This is a genomic window from Nocardia sp. NPDC056564, from assembly GCF_042793755.1.
In the GTDB taxonomy this organism is placed as follows: domain Bacteria; phylum Actinomycetota; class Actinomycetes; order Mycobacteriales; family Mycobacteriaceae; genus Nocardia.
Genome location: NZ_JBHTUR010000018.1, coordinates 140,938 through 161,264, shown reverse-complemented (window position 1 = coordinate 161,264; position 20,327 = coordinate 140,938). Strand labels below are relative to the sequence as shown.

The 20,327-nt window shown below is 69.6% G+C and carries 21 protein-coding genes; 9 read left to right on the top strand and 12 right to left on the bottom strand.

Annotated elements, in window-relative coordinates; genetic code table 11:
• Nucleotides 1-10 precede the first annotated feature (10 nt).
• Nucleotides 11-826 carry a MerR family transcriptional regulator gene (locus ACFQ9K_RS34340; protein WP_378719391.1) on the bottom strand — a complete coding sequence of 272 codons (816 nt, stop codon included), beginning with the start codon at nucleotides 824-826 and terminating at the stop codon, nucleotides 11-13.
• Nucleotides 827-874: 48 nt separating this feature from the next.
• Nucleotides 875-1,456, bottom strand: a complete 582-nt coding sequence (locus ACFQ9K_RS34335; protein ID WP_378719389.1) for a hypothetical protein — start codon at nucleotides 1,454-1,456, stop codon at nucleotides 875-877.
• Between the two features lie 236 nt (nucleotides 1,457-1,692).
• Here ACFQ9K_RS34335 and ACFQ9K_RS34330 point away from each other — a divergent pair, with 236 nt between their 5' ends.
• The 3 genes from ACFQ9K_RS34330 (at nucleotide 1,693) to ACFQ9K_RS34320 (ending at nucleotide 3,345) form a co-directional block, all read left to right on the top strand.
• Nucleotides 1,693-2,034: a YbaB/EbfC family nucleoid-associated protein gene (locus tag ACFQ9K_RS34330; protein WP_378719387.1), complete on the top strand. Its 342-nt coding sequence runs from the start codon at nucleotides 1,693-1,695 to the stop codon at nucleotides 2,032-2,034.
• Between the two features lie 20 nt (nucleotides 2,035-2,054).
• Nucleotides 2,055-2,663 carry a recombination mediator RecR gene (gene recR, locus ACFQ9K_RS34325; RefSeq protein ID WP_357379883.1) on the top strand — a complete coding sequence of 203 codons (609 nt, stop codon included), beginning with the start codon at nucleotides 2,055-2,057 and terminating at the stop codon, nucleotides 2,661-2,663.
• 64 nt (nucleotides 2,664-2,727) lie between these two features.
• Complete coding sequence (locus tag ACFQ9K_RS34320) at nucleotides 2,728-3,345, top strand: LysE family translocator (RefSeq protein ID WP_378719385.1); 618 nt, start codon at nucleotides 2,728-2,730, stop codon at nucleotides 3,343-3,345.
• 1 nt (nucleotide 3,346) lies between these two features.
• On the opposite strand, the gene ACFQ9K_RS34315 is transcribed toward ACFQ9K_RS34320, so the two are convergent.
• On the bottom strand, nucleotides 3,347-3,991 hold the full coding sequence (locus tag ACFQ9K_RS34315; RefSeq protein ID WP_378719383.1) for a hypothetical protein: 645 nt from the start codon (nucleotides 3,989-3,991) through the stop codon (nucleotides 3,347-3,349).
• Between the two features lie 25 nt (nucleotides 3,992-4,016).
• A complete protein-coding gene (locus tag ACFQ9K_RS34310) occupies nucleotides 4,017-4,223 on the bottom strand; it encodes a hypothetical protein (protein ID WP_378719382.1) in 207 nt (68 codons plus the stop codon).
• 176 nt (nucleotides 4,224-4,399) lie between these two features.
• Here ACFQ9K_RS34310 and ACFQ9K_RS34305 point away from each other — a divergent pair, with 176 nt between their 5' ends.
• From ACFQ9K_RS34305 to ACFQ9K_RS34280, 6 genes are all read left to right on the top strand, one after another.
• Nucleotides 4,400-7,792, top strand: coding sequence for a DUF2126 domain-containing protein (locus ACFQ9K_RS34305; RefSeq protein ID WP_378719380.1), 3,393 nt, complete (start codon nucleotides 4,400-4,402; stop codon nucleotides 7,790-7,792).
• A gap of 39 nt (nucleotides 7,793-7,831) precedes the next feature.
• The gene (locus tag ACFQ9K_RS34300) at nucleotides 7,832-10,726 is read left to right on the top strand and encodes a circularly permuted type 2 ATP-grasp protein (RefSeq protein WP_378719404.1); all 2,895 of its coding nucleotides are present in this window, start codon (nucleotides 7,832-7,834) and stop codon (nucleotides 10,724-10,726) included.
• On the top strand, nucleotides 10,723-11,637 hold the full coding sequence (locus tag ACFQ9K_RS34295) for a transglutaminase N-terminal domain-containing protein (RefSeq protein WP_378719378.1): 915 nt from the start codon (nucleotides 10,723-10,725) through the stop codon (nucleotides 11,635-11,637). The genes ACFQ9K_RS34300 and ACFQ9K_RS34295 overlap by 4 nt, the downstream gene beginning before the upstream one ends.
• A 5-nt stretch (nucleotides 11,638-11,642) precedes the next feature.
• Nucleotides 11,643-12,716, top strand: a complete 1,074-nt coding sequence (locus ACFQ9K_RS34290; protein WP_378719376.1) for a putative zinc-binding metallopeptidase — start codon at nucleotides 11,643-11,645, stop codon at nucleotides 12,714-12,716.
• Between the two features lie 72 nt (nucleotides 12,717-12,788).
• The gene (locus ACFQ9K_RS34285) at nucleotides 12,789-13,043 is read left to right on the top strand and encodes a type II toxin-antitoxin system Phd/YefM family antitoxin (protein ID WP_378719374.1); all 255 of its coding nucleotides are present in this window, start codon (nucleotides 12,789-12,791) and stop codon (nucleotides 13,041-13,043) included.
• A complete protein-coding gene (locus ACFQ9K_RS34280; RefSeq protein ID WP_378719372.1) occupies nucleotides 13,040-13,414 on the top strand; it encodes a type II toxin-antitoxin system VapC family toxin in 375 nt (124 codons plus the stop codon). Before ACFQ9K_RS34285 ends, ACFQ9K_RS34280 begins: the two co-directional genes overlap by 4 nt.
• A 7-nt stretch (nucleotides 13,415-13,421) precedes the next feature.
• Here ACFQ9K_RS34280 and ACFQ9K_RS34275 read toward each other — a convergent pair whose 3' ends face one another.
• From ACFQ9K_RS34275 to ACFQ9K_RS34240, 8 genes are all read right to left on the bottom strand, one after another.
• On the bottom strand, nucleotides 13,422-14,198 hold the full coding sequence (locus ACFQ9K_RS34275) for an ABC transporter ATP-binding protein (protein WP_378719371.1): 777 nt from the start codon (nucleotides 14,196-14,198) through the stop codon (nucleotides 13,422-13,424).
• Nucleotides 14,195-15,262, bottom strand: coding sequence for an ABC transporter substrate-binding protein (locus tag ACFQ9K_RS34270; protein WP_378719370.1), 1,068 nt, complete (start codon nucleotides 15,260-15,262; stop codon nucleotides 14,195-14,197). The genes ACFQ9K_RS34275 and ACFQ9K_RS34270 overlap by 4 nt, the downstream gene beginning before the upstream one ends.
• A complete protein-coding gene (locus ACFQ9K_RS34265; protein WP_378719368.1) occupies nucleotides 15,259-16,146 on the bottom strand; it encodes an ABC transporter permease in 888 nt (295 codons plus the stop codon). The genes ACFQ9K_RS34270 and ACFQ9K_RS34265 overlap by 4 nt, the downstream gene beginning before the upstream one ends.
• Nucleotides 16,147-16,293: 147 nt before the next feature.
• Nucleotides 16,294-16,746, bottom strand: coding sequence for a hypothetical protein (locus ACFQ9K_RS34260; protein WP_378719366.1), 453 nt, complete (start codon nucleotides 16,744-16,746; stop codon nucleotides 16,294-16,296).
• Nucleotides 16,747-16,811: 65 nt separating this feature from the next.
• Entirely contained in the window at nucleotides 16,812-17,549 is a 738-nt protein-coding gene (locus ACFQ9K_RS34255; RefSeq protein ID WP_378719364.1) for a DUF2637 domain-containing protein, read from the bottom strand.
• Nucleotides 17,550-17,661: 112 nt separating this feature from the next.
• Nucleotides 17,662-18,372, bottom strand: coding sequence for a type 1 glutamine amidotransferase (locus ACFQ9K_RS34250; RefSeq protein WP_378719362.1), 711 nt, complete (start codon nucleotides 18,370-18,372; stop codon nucleotides 17,662-17,664).
• Nucleotides 18,369-19,604, bottom strand: a complete 1,236-nt coding sequence (locus tag ACFQ9K_RS34245; RefSeq protein ID WP_378719360.1) for a MurT ligase domain-containing protein — start codon at nucleotides 19,602-19,604, stop codon at nucleotides 18,369-18,371. The genes ACFQ9K_RS34250 and ACFQ9K_RS34245 overlap by 4 nt, the downstream gene beginning before the upstream one ends.
• 70 nt (nucleotides 19,605-19,674) lie before the next feature.
• On the bottom strand, nucleotides 19,675-20,325 hold the full coding sequence (locus ACFQ9K_RS34240; protein WP_378719358.1) for a pyridoxamine 5'-phosphate oxidase family protein: 651 nt from the start codon (nucleotides 20,323-20,325) through the stop codon (nucleotides 19,675-19,677).
• Nucleotides 20,326-20,327: the final 2 nt, after the last annotated feature.

Genomic DNA, 20,327 nt, shown 5'->3' with positions numbered 1-20,327 from the left:
TCTCCCTCTTTCAGAGCGGGCCGATCGGCCAGCAGACTTCGGTGCGGTAGGCGTTCGGGTCGTCGGTGTCGTCGGGGCTGAGCAGGTAGCGCTCGCGCACCGGCTCGGCCAGGGCGGTGTCGTGTTCGGCCACATGGCTGCCCAGCGCGCCGTAGGTGCGGTCGAAGTCCTCGAAGTCCCCCTCGTGCAGGGCGATGGCGAAGCGGCGGGCCGGCAATTCGATGACCGAGACCCGGCCCTCCGGCGCGAGCCGGGCGGCGGCCGGGATCGGGACGTAGGCGACCACCTCGCCGAGGTCGTCGGCGAAGAAGTCCATCGAATAGGTGGCGCCGTCGATGCCGTCGGACTCGATGCCCGCCGCGCCCAGCGTCTGGTGCAGCAGCGGGTAGGCGGCCGCGCACCACGGGCCGATGTCGTCGCGGCTGACCACCTCGGTGAGCGCCAGCGCGGGAAAGGCCGGGATCGAGCGGTATTCGACCGCGAGCGGCGCGGCCGGGGAGAGCAGCGATCGCAGCGACGCCACCACCGAGCGGGTCCTGGCCAGCTCGGCCTCCATCCGCTCCAGGTGCGCGCGCAGCGCGGCATTGCGGATGCCGTCGTCCGGCGCGGCCAGCACGGCCTTGATCTCGGGCAACGGCATGTCGAGCCGGCGCAGGCGCCGGATCAGATGGGCCTGGGCCACCTGGTCGGTCGAGTAGCGCCGGTAGCCGGACCCCGTATCGATCTCGATCGGCTCGAGCAGCTCGATGTCGTGGTAGTACCGGAGCGTTTTCACGGTCAGGTACGTCAGCCTGGCGAACTCCCCGATGGAGACGGTCGCTGTCATGCCCTTCAGCGAACACCCTCCAGCGGGGGGAGAGTCAACCGCCCGCGGTCAGTCCAGGACGAAGGTGAGCAGCAGGGTGTTCTGGAAGGCGCCGCGCCACCACGAATAGCCGAACCAGACGCCGGGGGTGACCTCCCGGATCTCGTCGTAGACCTGTGGTGTGGGGGACGGGTCGTAGTTGAGCGCCCAGGCCGGCCTGCCGTCGAGCATCGCGGGGGCGGTGTAAACGTATGCGGGCCAGGCCTCGTAGCCCGCGCCGGTGATGCGATTGGTCAGCATGCCGCCGTCGGGGCCGGTGTAGAAGACCTTGCCGATCCAGAACGCCGGGGCGATGCCCTGAATCGTCGGCGGCCGGGTCACCCAGCCGTTCGTCACGCCCATCGGCACATCGCCGCGGTCCGCGTCCCGGAAGACGGCGTCCTGCTGCTCGGGCGAACAGCGGAAGCGCAGCGAGTCGATCGTGGCCGCCCGGTTGTCCGGGTAGAGGACGCATCCGCCGCCATAGTCGGCGGCCGCCGCCGTGACTCCGGAATCCGCGGTCGCCGCCGGTGCGGCAATGCCGAGGAAGATGCCGGGAACCCCCAGGGAAAGCACCGCAGTGCTCAGGAAACGCGCCCTCATCGTGCTCATATCGGTACTCCAGAACTCCCGACCTACGTTCGATGGTAGGTCGATCTTGTTGTGCTGAACCCCGACTTACCCAACCTGTTACCGGCCATGCATCGAAGACATAACGACCGGTCGGGACGAATATCGCCGAGCGAATTTCGCGCGGCCGGGCGGTCGGCGGCCGGAGGCGCGGCGGTGTCCTGCGGTCCGCAGGGACTACGCTGATCAGTGACACTTTCCCCAGAGAGGAATATGCCGTGCAGCCCGGTGGTCAGTTCGACATGCAGCAGTTACTCGCCCAAGCGCAGCAGATGCAACAGGCGGTGATGGAAGCACAGGCCGAGATCTCCGCCGCGGAGGTCGAAGGGCAGGCCGGTGGCGGGCTGGTCAAGGTCACGATCAAGGCATCCGGCGAGGTCGTCGCGCTCACCATCGATCCGAAGGCGGTCGATCCGGAAGACGTGGACACGTTGCAGGACTTGGTGATCGGCGCGGTCAACGACGCGATGGCCAACGCGCAGCAGCTGGCGGCCGAGCGGCTCGGCCCGCTCTCGGGTGGGCTCGGCGGCGGTTCGCTGCCCGGGCTGCCGGGCTTCTGAGAGCCACGGGGACATAGCCGTTGTACGAGGGTCCGGTTCAGGATCTGATCGACGAGCTGGGCAAGCTGCCCGGCGTCGGTCCGAAGAGCGCCCAGCGCATCGCGTTTCACCTGCTGCAGGTGGAGCCGCCGGAGATCGATCGGTTGCAGGCCGCCCTGCAGAAGGTGCGCGACGGCGTGCAGTTCTGCGTGGTCTGCGGCACCGTCTCCGACGGCGAGAAGTGCCGTATCTGCGCCGACGCGCGCCGCGATCGCACGATGATCTGCGTGGTCGAGGAGCCCAAGGACGTGCAGGCGATCGAACGCACCCGTGAGTTCCGCGGTCGCTACCACGTGCTCGGCGGTGCGCTCGACCCGTTGAGCGGCATCGGGCCGGACCAGCTGCGGATCCGGGAGCTGTTGGCGCGCATCGGAAATCAGGAGGACGGCATCGATGTCACCGAGGTGATCATCGCGACCGACCCGAACACCGAGGGCGAGGCGACGGCCACCTACCTGGTGCGGATGCTGCGCGACTTCCCTGGTCTGAGCGTGACCAGGCTGGCGTCGGGGTTGCCGATGGGCGGCGATCTGGAGTTCGCCGACGAGCTGACGCTCGGCCGCGCGCTGTCCGGCCGGCGCGCGCTCTAGGCGCAGCCCCTGCCCCGAATCTACGGGGGTTGCGGTGCGCCGGGCACGGGTTACTGTGTCGGGGATGAGCATCGAATTCCTGCTGACCACGCTCGTCATCTGCGTGACGCCCGGTACCGGCGCGCTGTTCACCCTGGCGGCGGGGCTCTCCAGGGGCACGAGGGCCAGCGTGATCGCGGCGTTCGGCTGCACCATCGGGACCGTGCCGCATCTGGTCGCGGCGATGACCGGCCTGGCCGCGCTGCTCAACGCGAGTGCGGTCGCGTTCCAGACGTTGAAGTACCTCGGTGTCGCGTACCTGATCTACATGGCGTGGAGCACGTTCCGGGACAAGGGCGCGCTCACTGTGCCGGAGCAGCCGGATCAGGGCGCGCAGTCGGTGCGCAAGGTGGTCACCTCGGCGGTGCTGCTGAATCTGCTCAATCCGAAGCTGACCATCTTCGCCTTCGCGTTCCTGCCGCAGTTCGTGCCGAACGGCTCACCGAACGCGTTGGCGCGCATGCTCGAACTGAGCCTGGTCTTCATGCTCACCACGTTCGTGGTCTTCGCGATCTACGGCGTGTGCGCGGCGGCGCTGCGCAACCACGTCATCTCCAAGCCGGTCGTGGTGACCTGGATGCGCCGGGTATTCGGCGTCTCCTTCATCGCGCTGGCCGGGCGGCTGGCCGTGCAGAACCAGTGAGTCAGAGTTCGACGCGCGACCAGGGCAGGGTCTGCATCCGGGTGCGGTCGTCGGTGGCCCAGTCCCAGATCACCGCGGACACCGTCGGTGCGTCCAGCACCGTGGTGCCGAAGTGCTTGTCCGGGGCGCCATCTCGGTACTCGAGGGTGAACGCGCCGGTCTTCTCCCGGTAGGTCTGCATGTAGATCTGCTCGTCGCGTTCCACCACCAGGTACGGGTTCGGCGGGGCCAGCTCGGAAACCCATTGATCGGCAAGGGTTTTGGTCAGGTACGGGAATTCGCCCGCGCCGCCGTGGGTGACCGTCGCCGGCACGTGCCCGGCCGGGTCGATCAGCCAGGCCAGCTGCGGGTCGTAGACCGCGTAGTCCAGCGGCGTGGCGATCGCGAACAGCAGCTGCCGGACGAACCCGATCGCGTCGTACGGGCAGGGCACGTGCAACGCCGCGCCGGTAGGCGCGCCGCCCACCGGGTGCACGCTGAGGAAGCTGTCGTCCTCCGGGACCTCCGCGTCGGCCTTGTTCAGCTCGGCCGCGATCTGCGCGACCAGGCCCGCCTCGGGGAGTCCCTGCTGCGTGGCGAGGTACGCGTCGACCTCGGCGATCGATGACGCGACACCGGACGGCAGCAAGACGTGGTCATAGCTCACCCGGACAGGGTACGTACGCGGCCGGTCAGGCCAGGCGACGGGCCGGGTGCGGCTCGGCACAGGCGCAGCCGCCGGCCAGGTCGGCACAGTCGACGACGAAGGTGTGCCGCACGTAGTCGAGGTCTACGCAGTCGTTCTCGGTGCATTCGGTGAGCCGGGTCGAGTGCACGATCAGGGTGCCGTGGCAGTGGTCGACGGCGGACTCGCAGGACGAACAATCCGGCGCGCGCATGCGTCCTCCAGACGTGATCGGTTCGTTATCTTCGTGTTTACCACCTCCGCGCGGCCCGCCGCGGGAGGCAGGCGGCGTGTGTCGTACCGCCGCCCGCGTTTGCGCAGTTCGGCGCACCCGGCGACCGCTGCGCGATTGTGTCTCACGCCGCGTCCGGCATGTGGTGAACTTGCTGCATGGGCATCAAGGTGTCGCTCGAACACCGGACCATTTACACCTTCGACCGGCCGGTCGAGATACACCCGCACGTGGTGCGCCTGCGCCCGGCGCCGCATTCGCGCACCACGATCGATGCCTATTCCATGCGGGTGACCCCGGCCGCGCACTTCTGCAACTGGCAGCAGGACGCGTTCGGCAATTTCCTTGCGCGACTGGTGTTTCCGGAGCCCGCGCGAGAACTGTCGATCACCGTCGGCCTGATCGCCGATCTCGAGGTGGTCAACCCGTTCGACTTCTTCATCGAGGACGCCGCCGAGCACTACCCGTTCGGCTACGGCGCGGAACTGCGCAGGGACCTGGAGCCGTATCTGCGGCCGGTGGACGAGGCGGAGCCGGGCTCCGGGCCGGGCGAGCTGGTCAAGGACTGGGTACGCGCGCACGACGTCACGGATCGGCCGCGCACCATCGACTTCCTGGTCGATCTCAATCAGGCGCTGCGCCACGACGTCGGCTACACGATCCGGATGGAGGCCGGGGTGCAGACCCCCGACCACACGCTGCGCGGGGCGCTCGGTTCGTGCCGGGACTCGGCCTGGTTGCTGGTGTCGATCCTGCGCGAACTCGGGCTCGCGGCGCGGTTCGTGTCCGGGTATCTGGTGCAGCTGGCACAGGATGTGCCGTCGCTGGACGGGCCGTCGGGGCCGCGGGCCGACTTCACCGACCTGCACGCCTGGACCGAGGTGTATCTGCCCGGCGCAGGCTGGGTCGGGCTGGATCCCACCTCGGGGCTGTTCGCCGGGGAGGGGCACATTCCGCTGGCGGCGACGCCGCATCCGGTGTCCGCCGCGCCGATCACCGGGGCGACCGGGCCGACCGGCGCCACCATGGAGTTCTCCAACACGGTCCGGCGGTTCCACGAGGATCCTCGGGTTACCTTGCCTTACACCGACTCTCAGTGGGAGCGGATCACCGCGTCCGGCGCCGCGGTGGACGCGCGGATGGCCGCCGAGGACGTGGGTTTGACCGTCGGCGGTGAACCGACGTTCGTCTCCATCGACGATCAGACCGGGGCGGAATGGACCACCGAGGCCGACGGCGCGCACAAGCGGGAACGCGCGGTCGATCTGGCCGATCGGTTGCGCCGGATCTACGCGCCGACCGGGCTGGCGCAGTATCGGCAGGGGAAGTGGTATCCGGGAGAACCGTTGCCGCGCTGGGAGATCGCGGTCGCCTGGCGCGACGACGGCGAGCCGGCGTGGACGCGGCAGGACCTGCTCGCCGACCCGTGGGGTCCGTCGGCGGGGCGGGCGACGGATTCCGACGCCGCACGGGAGTTGATCGCGCACGTGGCGGCGGGCCTGGGGCTGCCGCAGCGCCAGGTCCGTCCGGCCTACGAGGACCCGCTGCTCCGGCTGGCCGGGAAAGTCCGTGCTCCGGAGGGAGATCCGGTCGATCCGATCGACGACCTCGACCCCGATGTGGACTCGGCTCAGGCCCGCAAGGAACTCCTGGCCCGCCTCGACGCCGAGGTCACCGAGCCGACGGCCTACGTGCTGTCGCTGTATCGCCGTGCCGACGGCTCCGGCTGGGCCAGCGCGGACTGGCGTCTGCGCCGCGGCGTCTGCGCCGCCCAGCCCGCCGGGCGAATCGTGTTGACGGAGGGCGATTCTCCGGCCGGGCTGCGCCTGCCCCTGGACTCCGTCTCCTGGCACACGCCACCGCAACGCCCCGACCACGATCCACTGTTTGCCGCGCCGCTGGCGGTCGAGCGCGCCGAGGAGCCCGCGGTCGTCGAGCCCGCCGACTGGGAGCCGACGACCGCCCTGGTCGGCGAGGTCCGCAACGGCCGACTGCACGTATTCCTGCCGCCCGTCACGGAACTCGACGACTTCCTCGATCTGGTGCGCCGAATCGAGGACGCGGCGGTGGCCATCGATTGCCCCGTGGTGCTGGAGGGCTACGCCCCGCCGGTCGACGCTCGCCTGCGCACCTTCTCGGTCACCCCGGATCCGGGCGTGATCGAGGTCAACGTGCAGCCGACGATCTCCTTCGCCGAGCAGTCCGAGCTGCTGTCCACCCTGTACGAGCAGGCTCGCCTGGCCCGGTTGAGCACCGAATCGTTCGATGTCGACGGCACGCACAGCGGCACCGGCGGCGGCAACCACATCACGCTCGGCGGCGCCACGCCCGCGCGGTCGCCGCTGCTGCGCCGGCCCGATCTGCTGGTCTCGATGCTGACCTATTGGCAGCGGCATCCGTCGCTGTCCTACCTGTTCGCCGGCCGGTTCGTCGGACCGACCTCGCAGGCGCCGCGGGTGGACGAGGGGCGCGAGGAAACGCTGTACGAACTGGAGATCGCGTTCGCCGAGATCGCGCGCCTGGCCAAGCCGAGCCGGCTTGCGCGGGTGGCGGATTCGGCCGCCCGCTCGGTGGGTTCGGCGCCGTGGCACATCGATCGCGCGCTGCGTCATCTGCTCACCGATCTCACCGGCAATACCCACCGCGCCGAGTTCTGCATCGACAAGCTCTACAGCCCCGAAACCGCCAGGGGCAGGCTCGGATTGGTGGAGCTGCGCGGCTTCGAGATGCCGCCGCACTTCCAGCTGGCGATGGTGCAGTCGCTGCTGGTGCGCGGCCTGGTCGCGCGCTTCTGGTCGAAACCCCTGCGGGCGCCGCTGATTCGGCACGGTGCGAATCTGCACGGACGATATCTGCTGCCGCACTTCGTGATCGCCGATATCGCCGAGGTCGCCGCCGACCTGTGCGCGCACGGCATCGACTTCGACGCGGCCTGGCTCGACCCGTTCGCCGAGTTCCGCTTTCCGCGCATCGGCACCGTCATGCTCGGCGATATCGAGCTCGAGCTGCGCGGCGCCATCGAACCGTGGCACACCCTCGGCGAGCAGACCACCACGGCGGGCACCGCCCGCTACGTCGACTCCTCGGTGGAGCGCCTCCAGGTGCGGGTGACCGGCGCTGATCGCGGCCGCACCGTGCTGACCTGCAACGGCATGCCGGTCCCGCTGCTGGCCACCGACCAGGCCGACGTACAGGTCGCGGGCGTGCGGTACCGGGCGTGGCAGCCACCGAACTCGCTGCATCCGTCGATCACCGTCGATGTGCCGCTGGTGTTCGACCTGGTCGACACCGACACCGGTCTGTCCCGCGGCGGCTGCACCTACCACGTGGCGCACCCGGGTGGCATGGCCTACGCCGAACCTCCGGTCAACGCCGCTGCGGCGCAATCGCGGCGCAACCGGCGCTTCGAGGCGGCCGGCCACACCACGGCACGGATCGATCCGGGGGAGTTACGTGCGAAAATGGCGGCACAGTCCATGGACAGCGGTGTGCGGGGCATCCTCGATCTGCGCCGGGCGCGGACCGTCTGGGGATCGATCGGCGACCGTTAGGCACCCTCTGGCAGCGGAAGTGAGGTCGGCGCGGTGACGATGCGCGAGGACGCACTGCGGGAGACGACGGCGGTGCCCGGCGTGCGCGAGCAGGTGGCCGAGCAGTTCGCGCGCTACCGGACCGGCGGCGTGGACACGGCGCCCTACGACGAATGCGGCGGGCCGACCGAGGGCTACTACGACGAGCTGGTCGACGCGGACGGCAAGGTGCGCCGGATGTGGTCGGAGCTGTCCGCCGATTTCGTCGAACTCGGCACGGCCGGACTCGGCCGGCTCGACAGCCGGGTGCGCAGGCTGATCGAAGACGACGGCATCACCTACACCGAGGTCACCGGGGCGGGCGAGCAGGCGGTGACCACGCCGTGGCGGCTCGATCCGATCCCGCTGCTGATCTCTGCGGACGACTGGACCCGGCTGGAGGCAGGCCTGGTGCAGCGCTCACGGGTGCTCGACGAGGTGCTCACCGATGTCTACGGGCCGCGGCGCACGCTCACCAGCGGGCTGCTGCCGCCCGAGGTGATCTTCGGTTACCGCGGCTATGTCCGTGCCGCGCACGGCATTACGGTGCCGGGCCGGCACCAGCTGTTCCTGCACGGGTGCGATATCAGCCGGTGGAGCGACGGCCAGTTCCGGGTGACCGCGGACTGGGCGCAGGCACCGTCCGGCGCGGGATACGCGCTGGCCGACCGGCGGGTGGTGTCCACGGCGATCCCGGAGGCGTTCGAGCATTCCAATCCGCGCCCGCTCACCCCGTTCGCCCGGGCGATGCGGCTGATGCTGATCGAGTCGGCGCAGGAGGGCGAGTCCGACGATCCGTTCGTGGTGGTGCTGAGTCCCGGCGTGCACTCCGAGACCGCGTTCGATCAGGCCAATCTCGCGTCCATGCTCGGCTTCCCGCTGGTGGAGAGCGCGGATCTGGTGGTGCGCGACGCCGCGCTGTGGATGCGCTCGCTCGGCACGCTGCGCCGGGTCGACGTGGTGCTGCGCCGGGTGGATGCCGAGTTCTCCGATCCGCTCGACCTGCGGCCGGATTCGCGGCTCGGCGTGGTCGGGCTGGTGGAGGTGTTGCGCCGGGGCGCGGTCACCGTGGTGAACACGCTGGGCAGCGGGCTGCTGGAGAACCCGGCGTTGACCGGATTCCTGCCGCGGCTGTCCCGCGCGCTGCTCGGGGAGGATCTGCTGCTGGAAAGCGCGCCGACCTATTGGGGCGGGGACGAGAAGGAACGCGCGCACCTGACGAAGAACCTGCACCGGTTGATCATTCGGTCCGCGGTCGACGGCGCCACGCTCTTCGGCCCGGAACTATCCATCCGGCAGCGCGCCGATCTGCGCGCCCGGATCGAGGAGAGCGGCTGGCAGTGGGTCGGGCAGGAACCCGCGCAGTTCTCGGTGGCGCCCGCGGTCGAAGGATACGGCGGGCTGACCCCGGCGCCGGTCGGCATGCGGCTGTTCTCGATGGCGCGGCGCAGCGGGTATACCGCGATGGCGGGCGGGCTCGGGCAGCTGCATCAGCGCACGGTGCCCGATCGAGCGGTGATCAAGGTCGCGGCCAAGGACATCTGGGTCCGGGCGGCGCCGGCGACGGTGCCCGCGGTCGGCACCGAGGCGCCGCACGAGGAGCGCGAACGGCGGGCGGCCCCGGTCGTCGCGGCGATCAGTTCGCCGCGTGTGCTCAACGACCTGTTCTGGATGGGGCGCTACAGCGAGCGGGCGGAATCCGCGGCGCGGTTGCTCATCGCCACCCATGCGCGTTATCAGGACTACCGCTATCGGCCGTGGCTGGAGGGCGCCGAGGCGGTTCCGGTCTTGATGGCGGCGCTGGGCCGGGCCACCGCGACCGTCGCTCCGGCCGCCGTGCTGTACGGCGATGCCGATGCCGATGGCGTTGCGCCAGTGCAGGATTCCCCGCAGGCGGGCCAGAGCCAGCAGCAATCGCAGTCGACGGGCGAACCACCGGCCGCGGCCGAGACCGATATCGCGGGTGTCGAGGACGCCGACTCGGGTATTGCCGAGGAGATGAACGTGACCATCCGACCAGGCGTGCTGCACCGGGCGATGGTCGCCGCGGCGAGCGCGGCGCAGGAGCAGGGCGTCCCGCCGCCCGGACCGGTGTGGACGCCGGTGGCCGGCGCGTCCAGGGAGGGCTACGAATACTTGGCGGCGTTGACCATCGACCGCGACCTGCCCGGCTCCCTGGCCTTCGCGATCGACCGCTACGAGAACGCCGCCCGCGCCGTGCGCGATCAGCTCTCCGCCGATACCTGGATGATCCTCAGCGCGGTGGACCGCGCGCTCGCGGAGTACCGCGGCACGCACGGGGACCGGGAATCGGCGCTCTCGGCGGTGCATTCGCTGACCTTGGCGGCGCTGCTGTCGCTGTCCGGCATCGGCGCCGAATCGCTGGTGCGCGACTCCGGTTGGTACGTCATGGATATCGGCAAGCGCATCGAGCGCGGACTGGCGCTGACCGCGCTGATGTCGGCGGCGTTGACCCAGACCTATCCGGGTGAAGCCGAGCGGGTGGTCACCGAGTCGGTGCTGCGCGCCACCGAGTCCCAGGTGAGTTACCGTCGGCGGCACGGAGATTCGGTGCGCATCTCCGCCGTCGCCGGCCTGCTGCTCTTCGATACCGCCAATCCGCGATCGCTGGCCTACCAGCTCGATCGGCTGGACGCCGACCTGCAGGCGCTGCCCGGCGCGTCGGGATCGTCGCGGCCGCAACGCCTGCTGGCCGACGCGCAACGGATGCTGCGCCGGGTCGACCCGGACGATCTCGACGTCACCGACGACGACGGCATGCGCACCGAACTACTCGAACTGCTGGAGGGTGTGCACCTGCGGCTGCGCAAGCTGTCCGAATCGTTCGAGACCTCGAGGCTGTCGCTGCCCGCGGGCTTCCAGCCGCTGTGGGGCAGCACCAGGGTGGTCGGATGAGCGGCCGCAACGGGGCCGCCCGGCGCTATCGGGTGGCCCACCGCACCACGTACTGCTATTCCGACGAGGTCACGAGCTCGTATGGGCGCGCGTACCTCACGCCGCGCGAATTCCCCGGGCAGCGCCTGCTTTCGCACGACATCTCGATCGATCCGGTGCCCTCGGATCAGTCGGTCGGCCCGGATGTGTACGGCAACACCACCTCCTACTTCCACGTCACCGCCGAGCATCGGACCCTGGTGGTCACCGGCGAATCCCTGGTCGAGGTCGACCGTCCCGGCCGCGCCGCGAACGGACCGGCGGTGCAGGCGTGGGAGCACGCCCGTCCGAGCGGCGCGACCGGCCCGCTGGCCGTGGAGTTCACCCTCGATCTGCAACCACCCGAGATCACCCCCGAGGTCCGGGCGTACGCGGCCGAGTCGCTGACCCCCGGCCGGCCGCTCATCGACGCGGTGGCCGAACTGAACACGCGCATCCACACCGACTTCACCTACCGGTCCGGCTCGACCACCGTCTCCACCAGGGTCGCCGACGTGTTCGCCGCCCGGGCCGGGGTCTGCCAGGACTTCGCGCGAATCGGCGTGGCCTGCTTGCGATCCCACGGCCTGGCCGCTCGCTACGTGTCCGGCTACCTGGCCACCGACCCGCCGCCGGGCAAGGAACGCATGGTCGGGGCCGACGCCACGCACGCCTGGTCGGCGGTGTGGGTGCCGGGCGCCGACGAGCACGACCGCACCGGTCACTGGATCGACTTCGACCCGACCAACGACCAATTCGGCGACGAGCGCTACGTCACGGTGGCCTGGGGGCGGGACTACGCCGACGTGCCGCCGCTGCGCGGCATCATCTATACCGACGCCAAGGAGAGCACAATTACCGTCTCGGTCGATGTCTCTCCGGTGGAGGTGTAACCCGCGTGCGCGATTTCGCCTGCCCCAACTGCGGTCAGCAGTTGGCCTTCGAGAACTCGGTGTGCCTGTCCTGTTCCAGCCCACTGGGTTTCAGCCTCGCCGACATCGCCCTGGTGGTGATCGGCGCGCCGCCCGGCTCGGCGGACGAGCCGATGACCGGTGTGGTGGACGCCAGCCGCTTCCGGCTCTGCGACAACCTGCATGTGGCGCAATGCAATTGGCTCGTCGCCGTGCCCGAGCCCGCGGCGGACGCGCGCCCGGACGGCAACGGGAACTCGACGCCCGAACCGGTGCTGTGCGAATCCTGCCGGCTCACCCGGACCCGCCCCAACGATCTCGACCCCGCGGGCCTGGCCGCCTTCGCCGAAGCCGAGGCGGCCAAGCGCAGGCTGATCGTCGAGCTGACCGAGCTCGGCCTGCCGATCGTCGGCCGCGACCGGGACCCGGATCGCGGCCTCGCCTTCGACCTGCTCACCAGCGCCAGCGGAAACGTCGTCACCGGTCACCGGAACGGCGTGATCACCCTCGACCTGGCCGAGGCCAACGACCCGCACCGCGAACAGCTGCGCATCGAAATGGACGAGCCCTACCGCACCCTGCTCGGCCACTTCCGCCACGAGATCGGCCACTACTACTACATGATCCTGGTCGCCTCCGACGAAGCCGCGCAACGCTTTCGCGCCCTCTTCGGCGACCCGGACGCCGACTATCAGGCGGCGCTGAACCGCCACTACTCCGACGGCGCCCCCGCGGGCTGGGAATCGGACTACGTCTCCTCCTACGCCACCATGCACCCCGCCGAGGACTGGGCCGAAACCTTCGCCCACTACCTGCACATCCGCGACACCCTGGACACCGCCGCCGCTTTCGGTTTCGCCCCCGCGGGCGCCTCCCTCGACCGCCCGCAGATCGGCCGCGCCGGCTTCGACAAGATCATCGATCTCTGGCTTCCCCTGGCCTGGTCGCTCAACATGGTCAACCGTTCGATGGGCCATCCCGACCTCTATCCGTTCGTCCTGCCCGACCGCGTCCTCGACAAGATGCGCCTGGTCCACGACCTCTGCGCCACTCCACGCTGACCTGAGGCAGCCGAGCACGGTGGCGCGACCGACGGGTGTGGACTAACCTCTTAGCTAAGGAGGTGGGGCACGATGGGCGAAGCGGCCGGGCAGTTCAACATCCACGAGGCGAAGACGAATCTGTCGCGCATCATCGAGCGGGTCGAACGCGGCGAGGAGATCATCATCAGCCGGGCCGGTCAGCCGGTCGCCAAAGTGGTTCCGCTGAGCCGCAGCGCGAACCGGGGCGGTCGCGGCTCGCTGAGCGGGCGGCTGGTCCTCGCTCCCGACTGGGACTCCGAGGAGACCAACGCCCAGATCGCCGGCGACTTCGGGACGGTGCCGTGAGGCTGCTGCTCGACACCCACGTGGTGCTGTGGTGGCTGACCGACGATCCGACGCTCTCCGATGCGCTGAAGGAACGAATCACCCACGACCCGGACGTCCTGATCAGTGCGGCCACGATCTGGGAGGTCGCCATCAAGCAGGCCCTCGGCAAGCTACACGGCCCGGTCGGATTGGCGGACTACATCGGCAACGGCGGCTTCATTCCGCTGCCGATCGGCCTCGACCACGCGGCCGCGGCCGGCCGGCTGCCGCCGATCCACCGGGACCCGTTCGATCGAATGCTGGTGGCGCAGGCGCAATACGAGGACCTCACACTGGTCACCCGCGACCCGTGGTGCCAGCGGTACGACGTCGCCGTTCTGCCCGTGTGAATCCGGGTCAGGCGTGCGCGGCGTAGATGTGGGCGGAAACCTCGTCGCGCATGTGGATGAAATCGGGGTGGGGACGCAGGGTGGTGAAGGAGGGGTCCGCGAGCCCGGACTTGAACGCGGTCGGCCGGTCGTAGATGACGCGGCCGGGGCGGGTGCCCATGACCAGGACCCGGGTGCCCAGCAGCAGGGCCTCGTCGATGCTGTGGGTGACGAACAGGACCGTCTTCTTCCGGTCACGCCAGAGGGTCCGCAGTTCGCCCTGGAGGTTTTCCCGGGTGAGGGCGTCCAGGGCGCCGAACGGTTCGTCCATCAGGATGATCTGGGGATCGTTGACCAGCACGCGGGCTATCTGGGCGCGCTGCTGCTGGCCGCCGGAGAGTTCGTAGGGACGGCGGCTGCCGAGGTGGTCGAGCCCGACCAGGGTGAGCATGCGGTCGGCCTCGGCGACGCGCTGATCGCGCGGCACGCCACGGACTTTGGGGCCGAACTCGACGTTCTGGCGGACGGACAGCCAGGGGTAGAGGTTCGGCTGCTGGAACACGACGCCCCGATCGGGGTCGGGTCCGGTGATCGGGCGGCCGCCGACCTGGACCGTGCCCTCGGTCGGTTCCAGGAAACCGGCGAGCAGGTTCAGCAAGGTGGACTTGCCGCAGCCGGAAGGACCTACGACACAGACGAACTCGCCGCCGTCGATGGACAGATCGGTCGGCGCGAGCACCTGCGTCGGGCCGTCGTCACCGGGGTAGCTCTTGCTCACCCCGGTGAGCCGGACGAGCTCGGTCACGAGTTCGCGCCCTTGGCCGCATCGCCGTAAATGCCGGTGCGGTACGCGGACTCGTCGCCGACCGCGCCGATTCCGCCCTGGCTCAACAGGAATTCGGCCGTCTTGTGCAGATCGGCGCCGAAACCGCCGCCCAGGTACTTCGGATCGGCCTGCTCGGCCGCGCCGAGGTAGGTGTATCCGGCCAGCTGCGGCCCGACCAGCTTCGGCTCGATGCCGAGTTGCGCGCCGATCGAGACGGCCGCCTCCTCCGGCTTGGTGCGCAGCTGCGTCACCGCGTAGTCCTGCACCTTCGCCCACACCACCGCGAATCGCGGGTTCTCGTCGAGGAACTTCTTGCTCGCGACGGCCAGGTCGAAGGTCGGCGCGCCGGCGGCGGCGGTGTCGGCGCTGGAGGTGACCACGTGGCCGCCGGATTCGGCGAGCTTCGACAGGGTCGGATCCCACACCCAGGCCGCGTCGATCTGACCGCCGTTCCAGGCGCCGGGAATCGCGTCGGGGGCCATGTTGATCAACTGCACGTCGGCGGCCAGGCCGGCCTTGCCGAGCGCGGCGAGCAGGCTGTAATGCGCGGTGCTGCCGAACGGTGTCGCGACGCGCTTGCCGCGCAACCCGGCCAGCGAGGTGATCGAATTGTCCTTGGCGATCAGCGATTCCGACTTGCCGATCACGTCGTGGATCCACAGCACCCGCACCGGCAGATTCAGCGGCGCGGACAGCGCCTTGGTCGCCGGGCTCGAGCCCATGGTGCCGATGTCGAGGCTGCCCGCGCCGAACGCCTGGACCACGTCGGCGCCCGAGGAGAACTGGCTCCAGGTGACCTTCGCGTTCGGCAGGCAGGCGGCGAGCAGTCCGCGATCCTTCACCAGCAGGTCGGCATTCGGGATGGCCTGGAAGCCGATCCGGGCCGTCGCGGTCACGCTCGGATCCGCCGCGAACGGGCACGCCGTCTGCGCCCCCGCGGCCGCGGTGTCCCCGCGCCCGGACTCGACGCATCCTGCGGTCGTCGCGACCACGGCGGCGACGGCCAGACCGGCGGTGACCGCCCGGCGGATTGCGGATTTCATACCTTGCCTTTCCACGGAACTGCTTTGCCACCAAGAAATTTGATGACCGAGTCGAGCACGAGTGCGGCGCCGCCGATCACGATGATGCAGGCGATGGTCAGCGGCGTATTCAGCTGCGTGCCGGAGATGTACGCGAGGCCGCCGATGCCGGGGATGCCGTTGTTCAGCTCGGCGGCGACCACGGTGGTCCAGGCGAACGCGGTGGCGATCCGGATGCCGCCGATCACCTCGGGCAGCGTCGCGGGCAGCACCACCCGCGAAATCACCTGGGCGCGACCGGCGCCCAGCGAGCGGGCGGCATTGAGATAGTCCTGTTTGACGCCGGTGACGCCGCTCAGCGTCGCGACGGCGATCGGCGGGAACGCGGCCAGGAACAGCAGCCAGATCTTCGACATGTCGCCGATGCCGAACCACACGATCAGCAGGCCGATATAGCCGAGCGGCGGCAGCGACCGCAGGAAGTTCAGGATCGGCTCGGTGACCAGCCGCACCGGGGTGAGCATGCCCATCCCGAACCCGATCAGCGGGCCGGCCACGATCGCCAGGCCGACCCCGGCGGCGATCCGCTGCAGGCTGGCCAGCAGATGCTCCCACAGGTAATAGTTCTGCTCACCGATCACCGTGCGATCCACCCCCGCCGCGATCTGATGGCGAGAGTTGGCGCGCACGAACGCATCCCACACCGCGTGCGGCGACGGCAGATACAGCGGATCGACCAGACCGGCGGCGGTGACCACGGTCCACACCCCGAGCACGAGCGCCAGCGCGCCGATCCGGGTCACCGCCGGACCGAGCAGGCGGCGGTAGTTGCGCCGGCGTCGCGGCACGGCGGCGGGCGCGTCCGCACCCACCGCCGGCGCGTCCGGCGTGGTGACGGCGGTCATGCGGCGCTCGGTGGCAATCCACGCCGATGCTGGCCCACGTCGGACACGGCACTCTCCTCAAAACTCGGCAAACCTCGACGCTATCCGCGCCGAGGCGGTCGAGGGGAGAGTTAGAAACGTCGTGAACTTAATCGGCGGGCGGGCCGATCACGCTATTCCGTTGACGCTGCCGTTCATCCCGTTGACGCCGTTCATCCCCACGGGCTCGCCGATGTTGCCCGCCAACCACTGGTTCTGCGCCAATGTCTCGAAAACGCAGATCAGCAACAGCTTCCGGCTGCGCCTGCTGACCGAGTACTCGAGATCGGGCGCGGTTTCCGGACCACGCAGCGCGCTGCTGATGCCTTTACGCAGGTTCGGTTCGGACAGCAGCCAGAACAATTCCGGCCCGATCAATACCGATTGGCCGCCGGTTTCGTGGAACCAGCGGCCGGCGAATTCGATCAACAGGTCGGTGAACGCGTCCCCGCTTTCCACCGACTCGGTGAGCTGGCTCAGCGCGCCCGATCGGTCCACGCTGCTTTGGATCACCGAGGCGAGCCTGCTCGCTACTTCACGGAACTGATCGACGTCCTGGTCCTGCCAGACGGTGAGCGACATGCGTTTTCTCCATCGAAGTAGTCGAGCGTGGGTGAGTTACTAACTACCTGGACGTTGCCGCGGGATTATCGGTGGTTGACCAGCTTTCGGCCCTCGGCGTCGAAGGTGTTGAAGCGCACGGGGGTATTCGGGCCTGCGGCGAAGGGTCCCGCCGCGGGCTTCGCGGTCTCGTGCCCGTTCACCTGGTTCTGGCCATTGACCTGCGGATGCCCGTTGAGCTGCGGCGATTGCCCGTTGAGCTGCGGCGATGTCACCTGTTCCGGCAGTTCCCCCGCGGTCTCGTAGTGATCGACCTCCGGCGCGACCGGCTCCGGGAGCTGGCGCGCCGCGGTGCTGCGGCCGAGCAGAATCAACGTGAGATGCACCGCGAACAGCAGTGTGAGCGGCATTCCGGCATAGATGATCAAGGACACCGGGCCGCCGCCGATCTCGCGCGCGTATTCGATATTCCCGGCCACCGATACCAGCGTGGAAAGAACGAAAAGCCCGGTGGCATACCACCAGCCCGCGCTGCGTTTCGGGAATGACGCGGTGGCGACGATGGAACCGACGACCAGTCCGTCGATGGCGATCGGCACATTGGACGCGAGATCGGCCTCCACCAGATTGCGCACGGCTAGATGGTGCAGTGCGGCAAAAGACATCTCGAACGCCTTGAGCGCGACCACCGAGGAAACGATCAGCGACAGATACAACGGACGCGGCCGCAGGATGCCGCGCCAGCGAGTCCATATCGGGGGACGGCGTGGCATTACCGGCTGCGCCATTGATTCGGCAGGCAACCCCGGCGTGATCGTCGTCATAGCGGGGAGCGTAGCGCGTCTATAGCTCAGCGCCCCGGAGCTTATCGGCCGAGTCGCGTTTGTGGATTGTCGAGGCCCCGACCTCGCATTGTGTTATCCGGTGCCGGAGTTCCTAGGCGCGCAGGCGTTCACGGCGAAGTTGCTCGACCTCCGGCATCGGCAGCGGCGCCAATTCGGTGACCCCGAGCGCCCGCATCAGCAGCAGGTCGGCCAATTCCGGATTGCGGGCCAGCGCGGGACCGTGCATGTAGGTGCCGATCACCGAGCCCTGCACCACGCCCTCGAGGCCGTCGCCGACCCCGTTGCCGACGCCGCGGGTGACCTTGGCCAGCCCGGTCGCGTCGCCGCCGAGTTTCGTGCCGCCCCGGTGGTTTTCGAAGCCGGTCAGCGCCGCGCTGAGCCCGGGCAGCAGGGGCGCGGTGGTCACCTCGCCGATCGCGCGCTTGGGCTGCGGCGAGGTGGTCACGTCGATCATGCCGACGCCGTCCACGCGTTCGCCCGAGGACGTCTCGTACCACTGGCCGAGCACCTGGATGGCGGCGCAGATGGCCAGCACCGGAGTGCCGTTCGCGGCCGCCTGCTGCAGGCCGGGGTAGCGCTGCAGGTGCCGGGTGGCCAGGCGCTGCGCCGAATCCTCCGCGCCGCCAAGGGTATAGATGTCCAGGGAGTCGGGAACCGGGTCGGCCAGGGTGACCTCGACGACCTCGGCGGCGTAGCCGCGCAGCCGCAGCCGCTGCCGCAGCACCAGCGCGTTGCCGCCGTCGCCGTAGGTGCCCATCACATCGGGCAGCACCAGACCGATACGCACGGTCGATTCGCTCATGATTTCGCCTCGAGGTCGCGGTTGAGATCCCGGAACGCGGTGTAGTTTGCCAGCACCTCGACGTGCCCCGCCGGGCAGGAGGCGATGGCCCGCAACGGATTCGGCACCGTGGTGTGCTCGACGCCCGCGTAGGTGAGGCGCACGGCGAGGTCGGTGGCCCGCTCGCCGGAGGCGACCACCTGGACGCCTTCGAAGTGCTCGAACCGCACATCCCACAGCCAGGACAGGTCCTCGCCGTCGGGCACCTGCCCGTTCACCGCGATCACCAGCCCGGCCGAACTCGGCTCGATCATGGACAGCGCTTCCTGCCAGCCCGCCGGGTTCTTCGCCAGCAGCAGCCGGGCGGCGTGCTCGCCGACCTGCACGGTCCGGTAGCGGCCGGCGATCTCGCGCACGGTACCGGTCGCGGTGACCGCGGCCGCCGGATCGGCGCCGAGCGCGATCGCCGCGGCGACCGCCTGCGCGGCGTTGCCGCGATTGGCCCGGCCGGGCAGCGCCAGTTTCAGCGGGAATCGCTGCTTGTCCGGACCGACCAGATCGTCGCCGTCGAGCCACCAATCGGGTTCGGGCCGTTCGAAATCCGCACCGGTACTGCGCCAGTGTTCACCCTCCCACAAGATAGGCTCGCCGCTGCGCGGACAGCTGGTCGCGTCCATCGACCAGCCGCTGCCCGCGGCCACCCACACCACGTTCGGGTGGTCGTAGGCGATCGAGGTGACCAGCACGTCGTCGCAGTTGGCGATCACCACGGTGTCGGGGTGCCGGGCCAGGCCGGCCCGCAGCTTGCGTTCGATCATGTTGATCTCGCCGACCCGGTCCAGCTGGTCGCGGCTCAGATTGAGCAGCACGACCGCGGCGGGGTTCAGCGCGTCGGTGACGTGCGGCAGGTGCAGCTCGTCCACCTCGATCGCGGCCAGTTCGACGCCGCGGTGGGCGCTGAGCGCGGCCACGATGCCCGCGTCCATGTTGGCGCCGTCGGCCTGGGTGGCGACCGCGCCGAGCGTGCTGAGCGCCGCGGTGGTCATCCTGGTCGTGGTCGACTTGCCGTTGGTGCCGGTGATCAGCACCGTGCGCCGGCCGCGGCCGAGCTGGTCCATGATCGTCTTGTCGATCTGCAGCGCGATGAGCCCGCCGATCATCGATCCCTTGCCGCGTCCCGCCTTCTGCGAGGCCCACGACGCTGCCGCCGCGGCCCGCAGGGCGATTCGCCCACGCACCGAAATGTCTGCCACGCCGCGAGTCTATGTTCGACCCGGGTGATCGGCGCGGCCCGGGCCGGTGGCGTAGCCCACCCCGGCGCGGCTAGCCCTGGTACAGCGTGCTGTTGTAGTTGGCCGGGGCGTAGTGGCGTTCGAGTTCCTCGAGCGTTTCGGTGGTGTCGGTCTGGACCTCTTTGACCAGGCGCGGCCAGGACGGCAGGCCGTCGTCGGGCCACTGCTCCGGCTCCCACAGATGGCTGCGCAGGAACGCCTTCGCGCAGTGGAAATAGATCTGCTCGATGTCGACCTCGACGGCGAGGATCGGGCGGTGCCCGCGCACCACCATCTCGTCGAAGTAGGGGGCGTCGCGCACGAGGCGGGCGCGCCCGTTGATCCGCAGGGTCTGGCTGCGGCCCGGGATGACGAACAGCAGGCCGATGTGCGGATTGGCCAGGATGTTGAAGTAGCCGTCCGCGCGCCGGTTGCCGGGGCGTTCGGGAATCGCGAGGGTCCGGTCGTCGAGGACCCGGACGAAGCCCGCCGGATCGCCCTTCGGCGACGCGTCGCAGTTGCCCTGCGCGTCGCTGGTGCTCATGACCAGGAACGGGGTGGCGGCGATCCAGTCGCGATCCCGGGGATGCAGCGTGACCCGCTCCTTGTTCGCGGCCCGGGAACCCACCTCGCCCAGCAGGTTTCGCAGTTCGACGGGGTCGGTGAGCTGTTCGGTGGACTCGCGCATACCCGATTCAAGCATCC

Coding starts and splice junctions, on each gene's coding strand:
- ACFQ9K_RS34335 (WP_378719389.1), bottom strand. CDS start 1,456: ATGAGCACGATGAGGGCGCGTTTCCTGAGCACTGCGGTGCTTTCCCTG.
- ACFQ9K_RS34260 (WP_378719366.1), bottom strand. CDS start 16,746: ATGTCGCTCACCGTCTGGCAGGACCAGGACGTCGATCAGTTCCGTGAA.
- ACFQ9K_RS34250 (WP_378719362.1), bottom strand. CDS start 18,372: ATGAGCGAATCGACCGTGCGTATCGGTCTGGTGCTGCCCGATGTGATG.
- ACFQ9K_RS34295 (WP_378719378.1), top strand. CDS start 10,723: ATGAGCGGCCGCAACGGGGCCGCCCGGCGCTATCGGGTGGCCCACCGC.
- ACFQ9K_RS34310 (WP_378719382.1), bottom strand. CDS start 4,223: ATGCGCGCGCCGGATTGTTCGTCCTGCGAGTCCGCCGTCGACCACTGC.
- ACFQ9K_RS34270 (WP_378719370.1), bottom strand. CDS start 15,262: ATGAAATCCGCAATCCGCCGGGCGGTCACCGCCGGTCTGGCCGTCGCC.
- ACFQ9K_RS34240 (WP_378719358.1), bottom strand. CDS start 20,325: ATGCTTGAATCGGGTATGCGCGAGTCCACCGAACAGCTCACCGACCCC.
- ACFQ9K_RS34300 (WP_378719404.1), top strand. CDS start 7,832: ATGCGCGAGGACGCACTGCGGGAGACGACGGCGGTGCCCGGCGTGCGC.
- ACFQ9K_RS34305 (WP_378719380.1), top strand. CDS start 4,400: ATGGGCATCAAGGTGTCGCTCGAACACCGGACCATTTACACCTTCGAC.
- ACFQ9K_RS34320 (WP_378719385.1), top strand. CDS start 2,728: ATGAGCATCGAATTCCTGCTGACCACGCTCGTCATCTGCGTGACGCCC.
- ACFQ9K_RS34340 (WP_378719391.1), bottom strand. CDS start 826: ATGACAGCGACCGTCTCCATCGGGGAGTTCGCCAGGCTGACGTACCTG.
- ACFQ9K_RS34255 (WP_378719364.1), bottom strand. CDS start 17,549: ATGACGACGATCACGCCGGGGTTGCCTGCCGAATCAATGGCGCAGCCG.
- ACFQ9K_RS34265 (WP_378719368.1), bottom strand. CDS start 16,146: ATGACCGCCGTCACCACGCCGGACGCGCCGGCGGTGGGTGCGGACGCG.
- ACFQ9K_RS34285 (WP_378719374.1), top strand. CDS start 12,789: ATGGGCGAAGCGGCCGGGCAGTTCAACATCCACGAGGCGAAGACGAAT.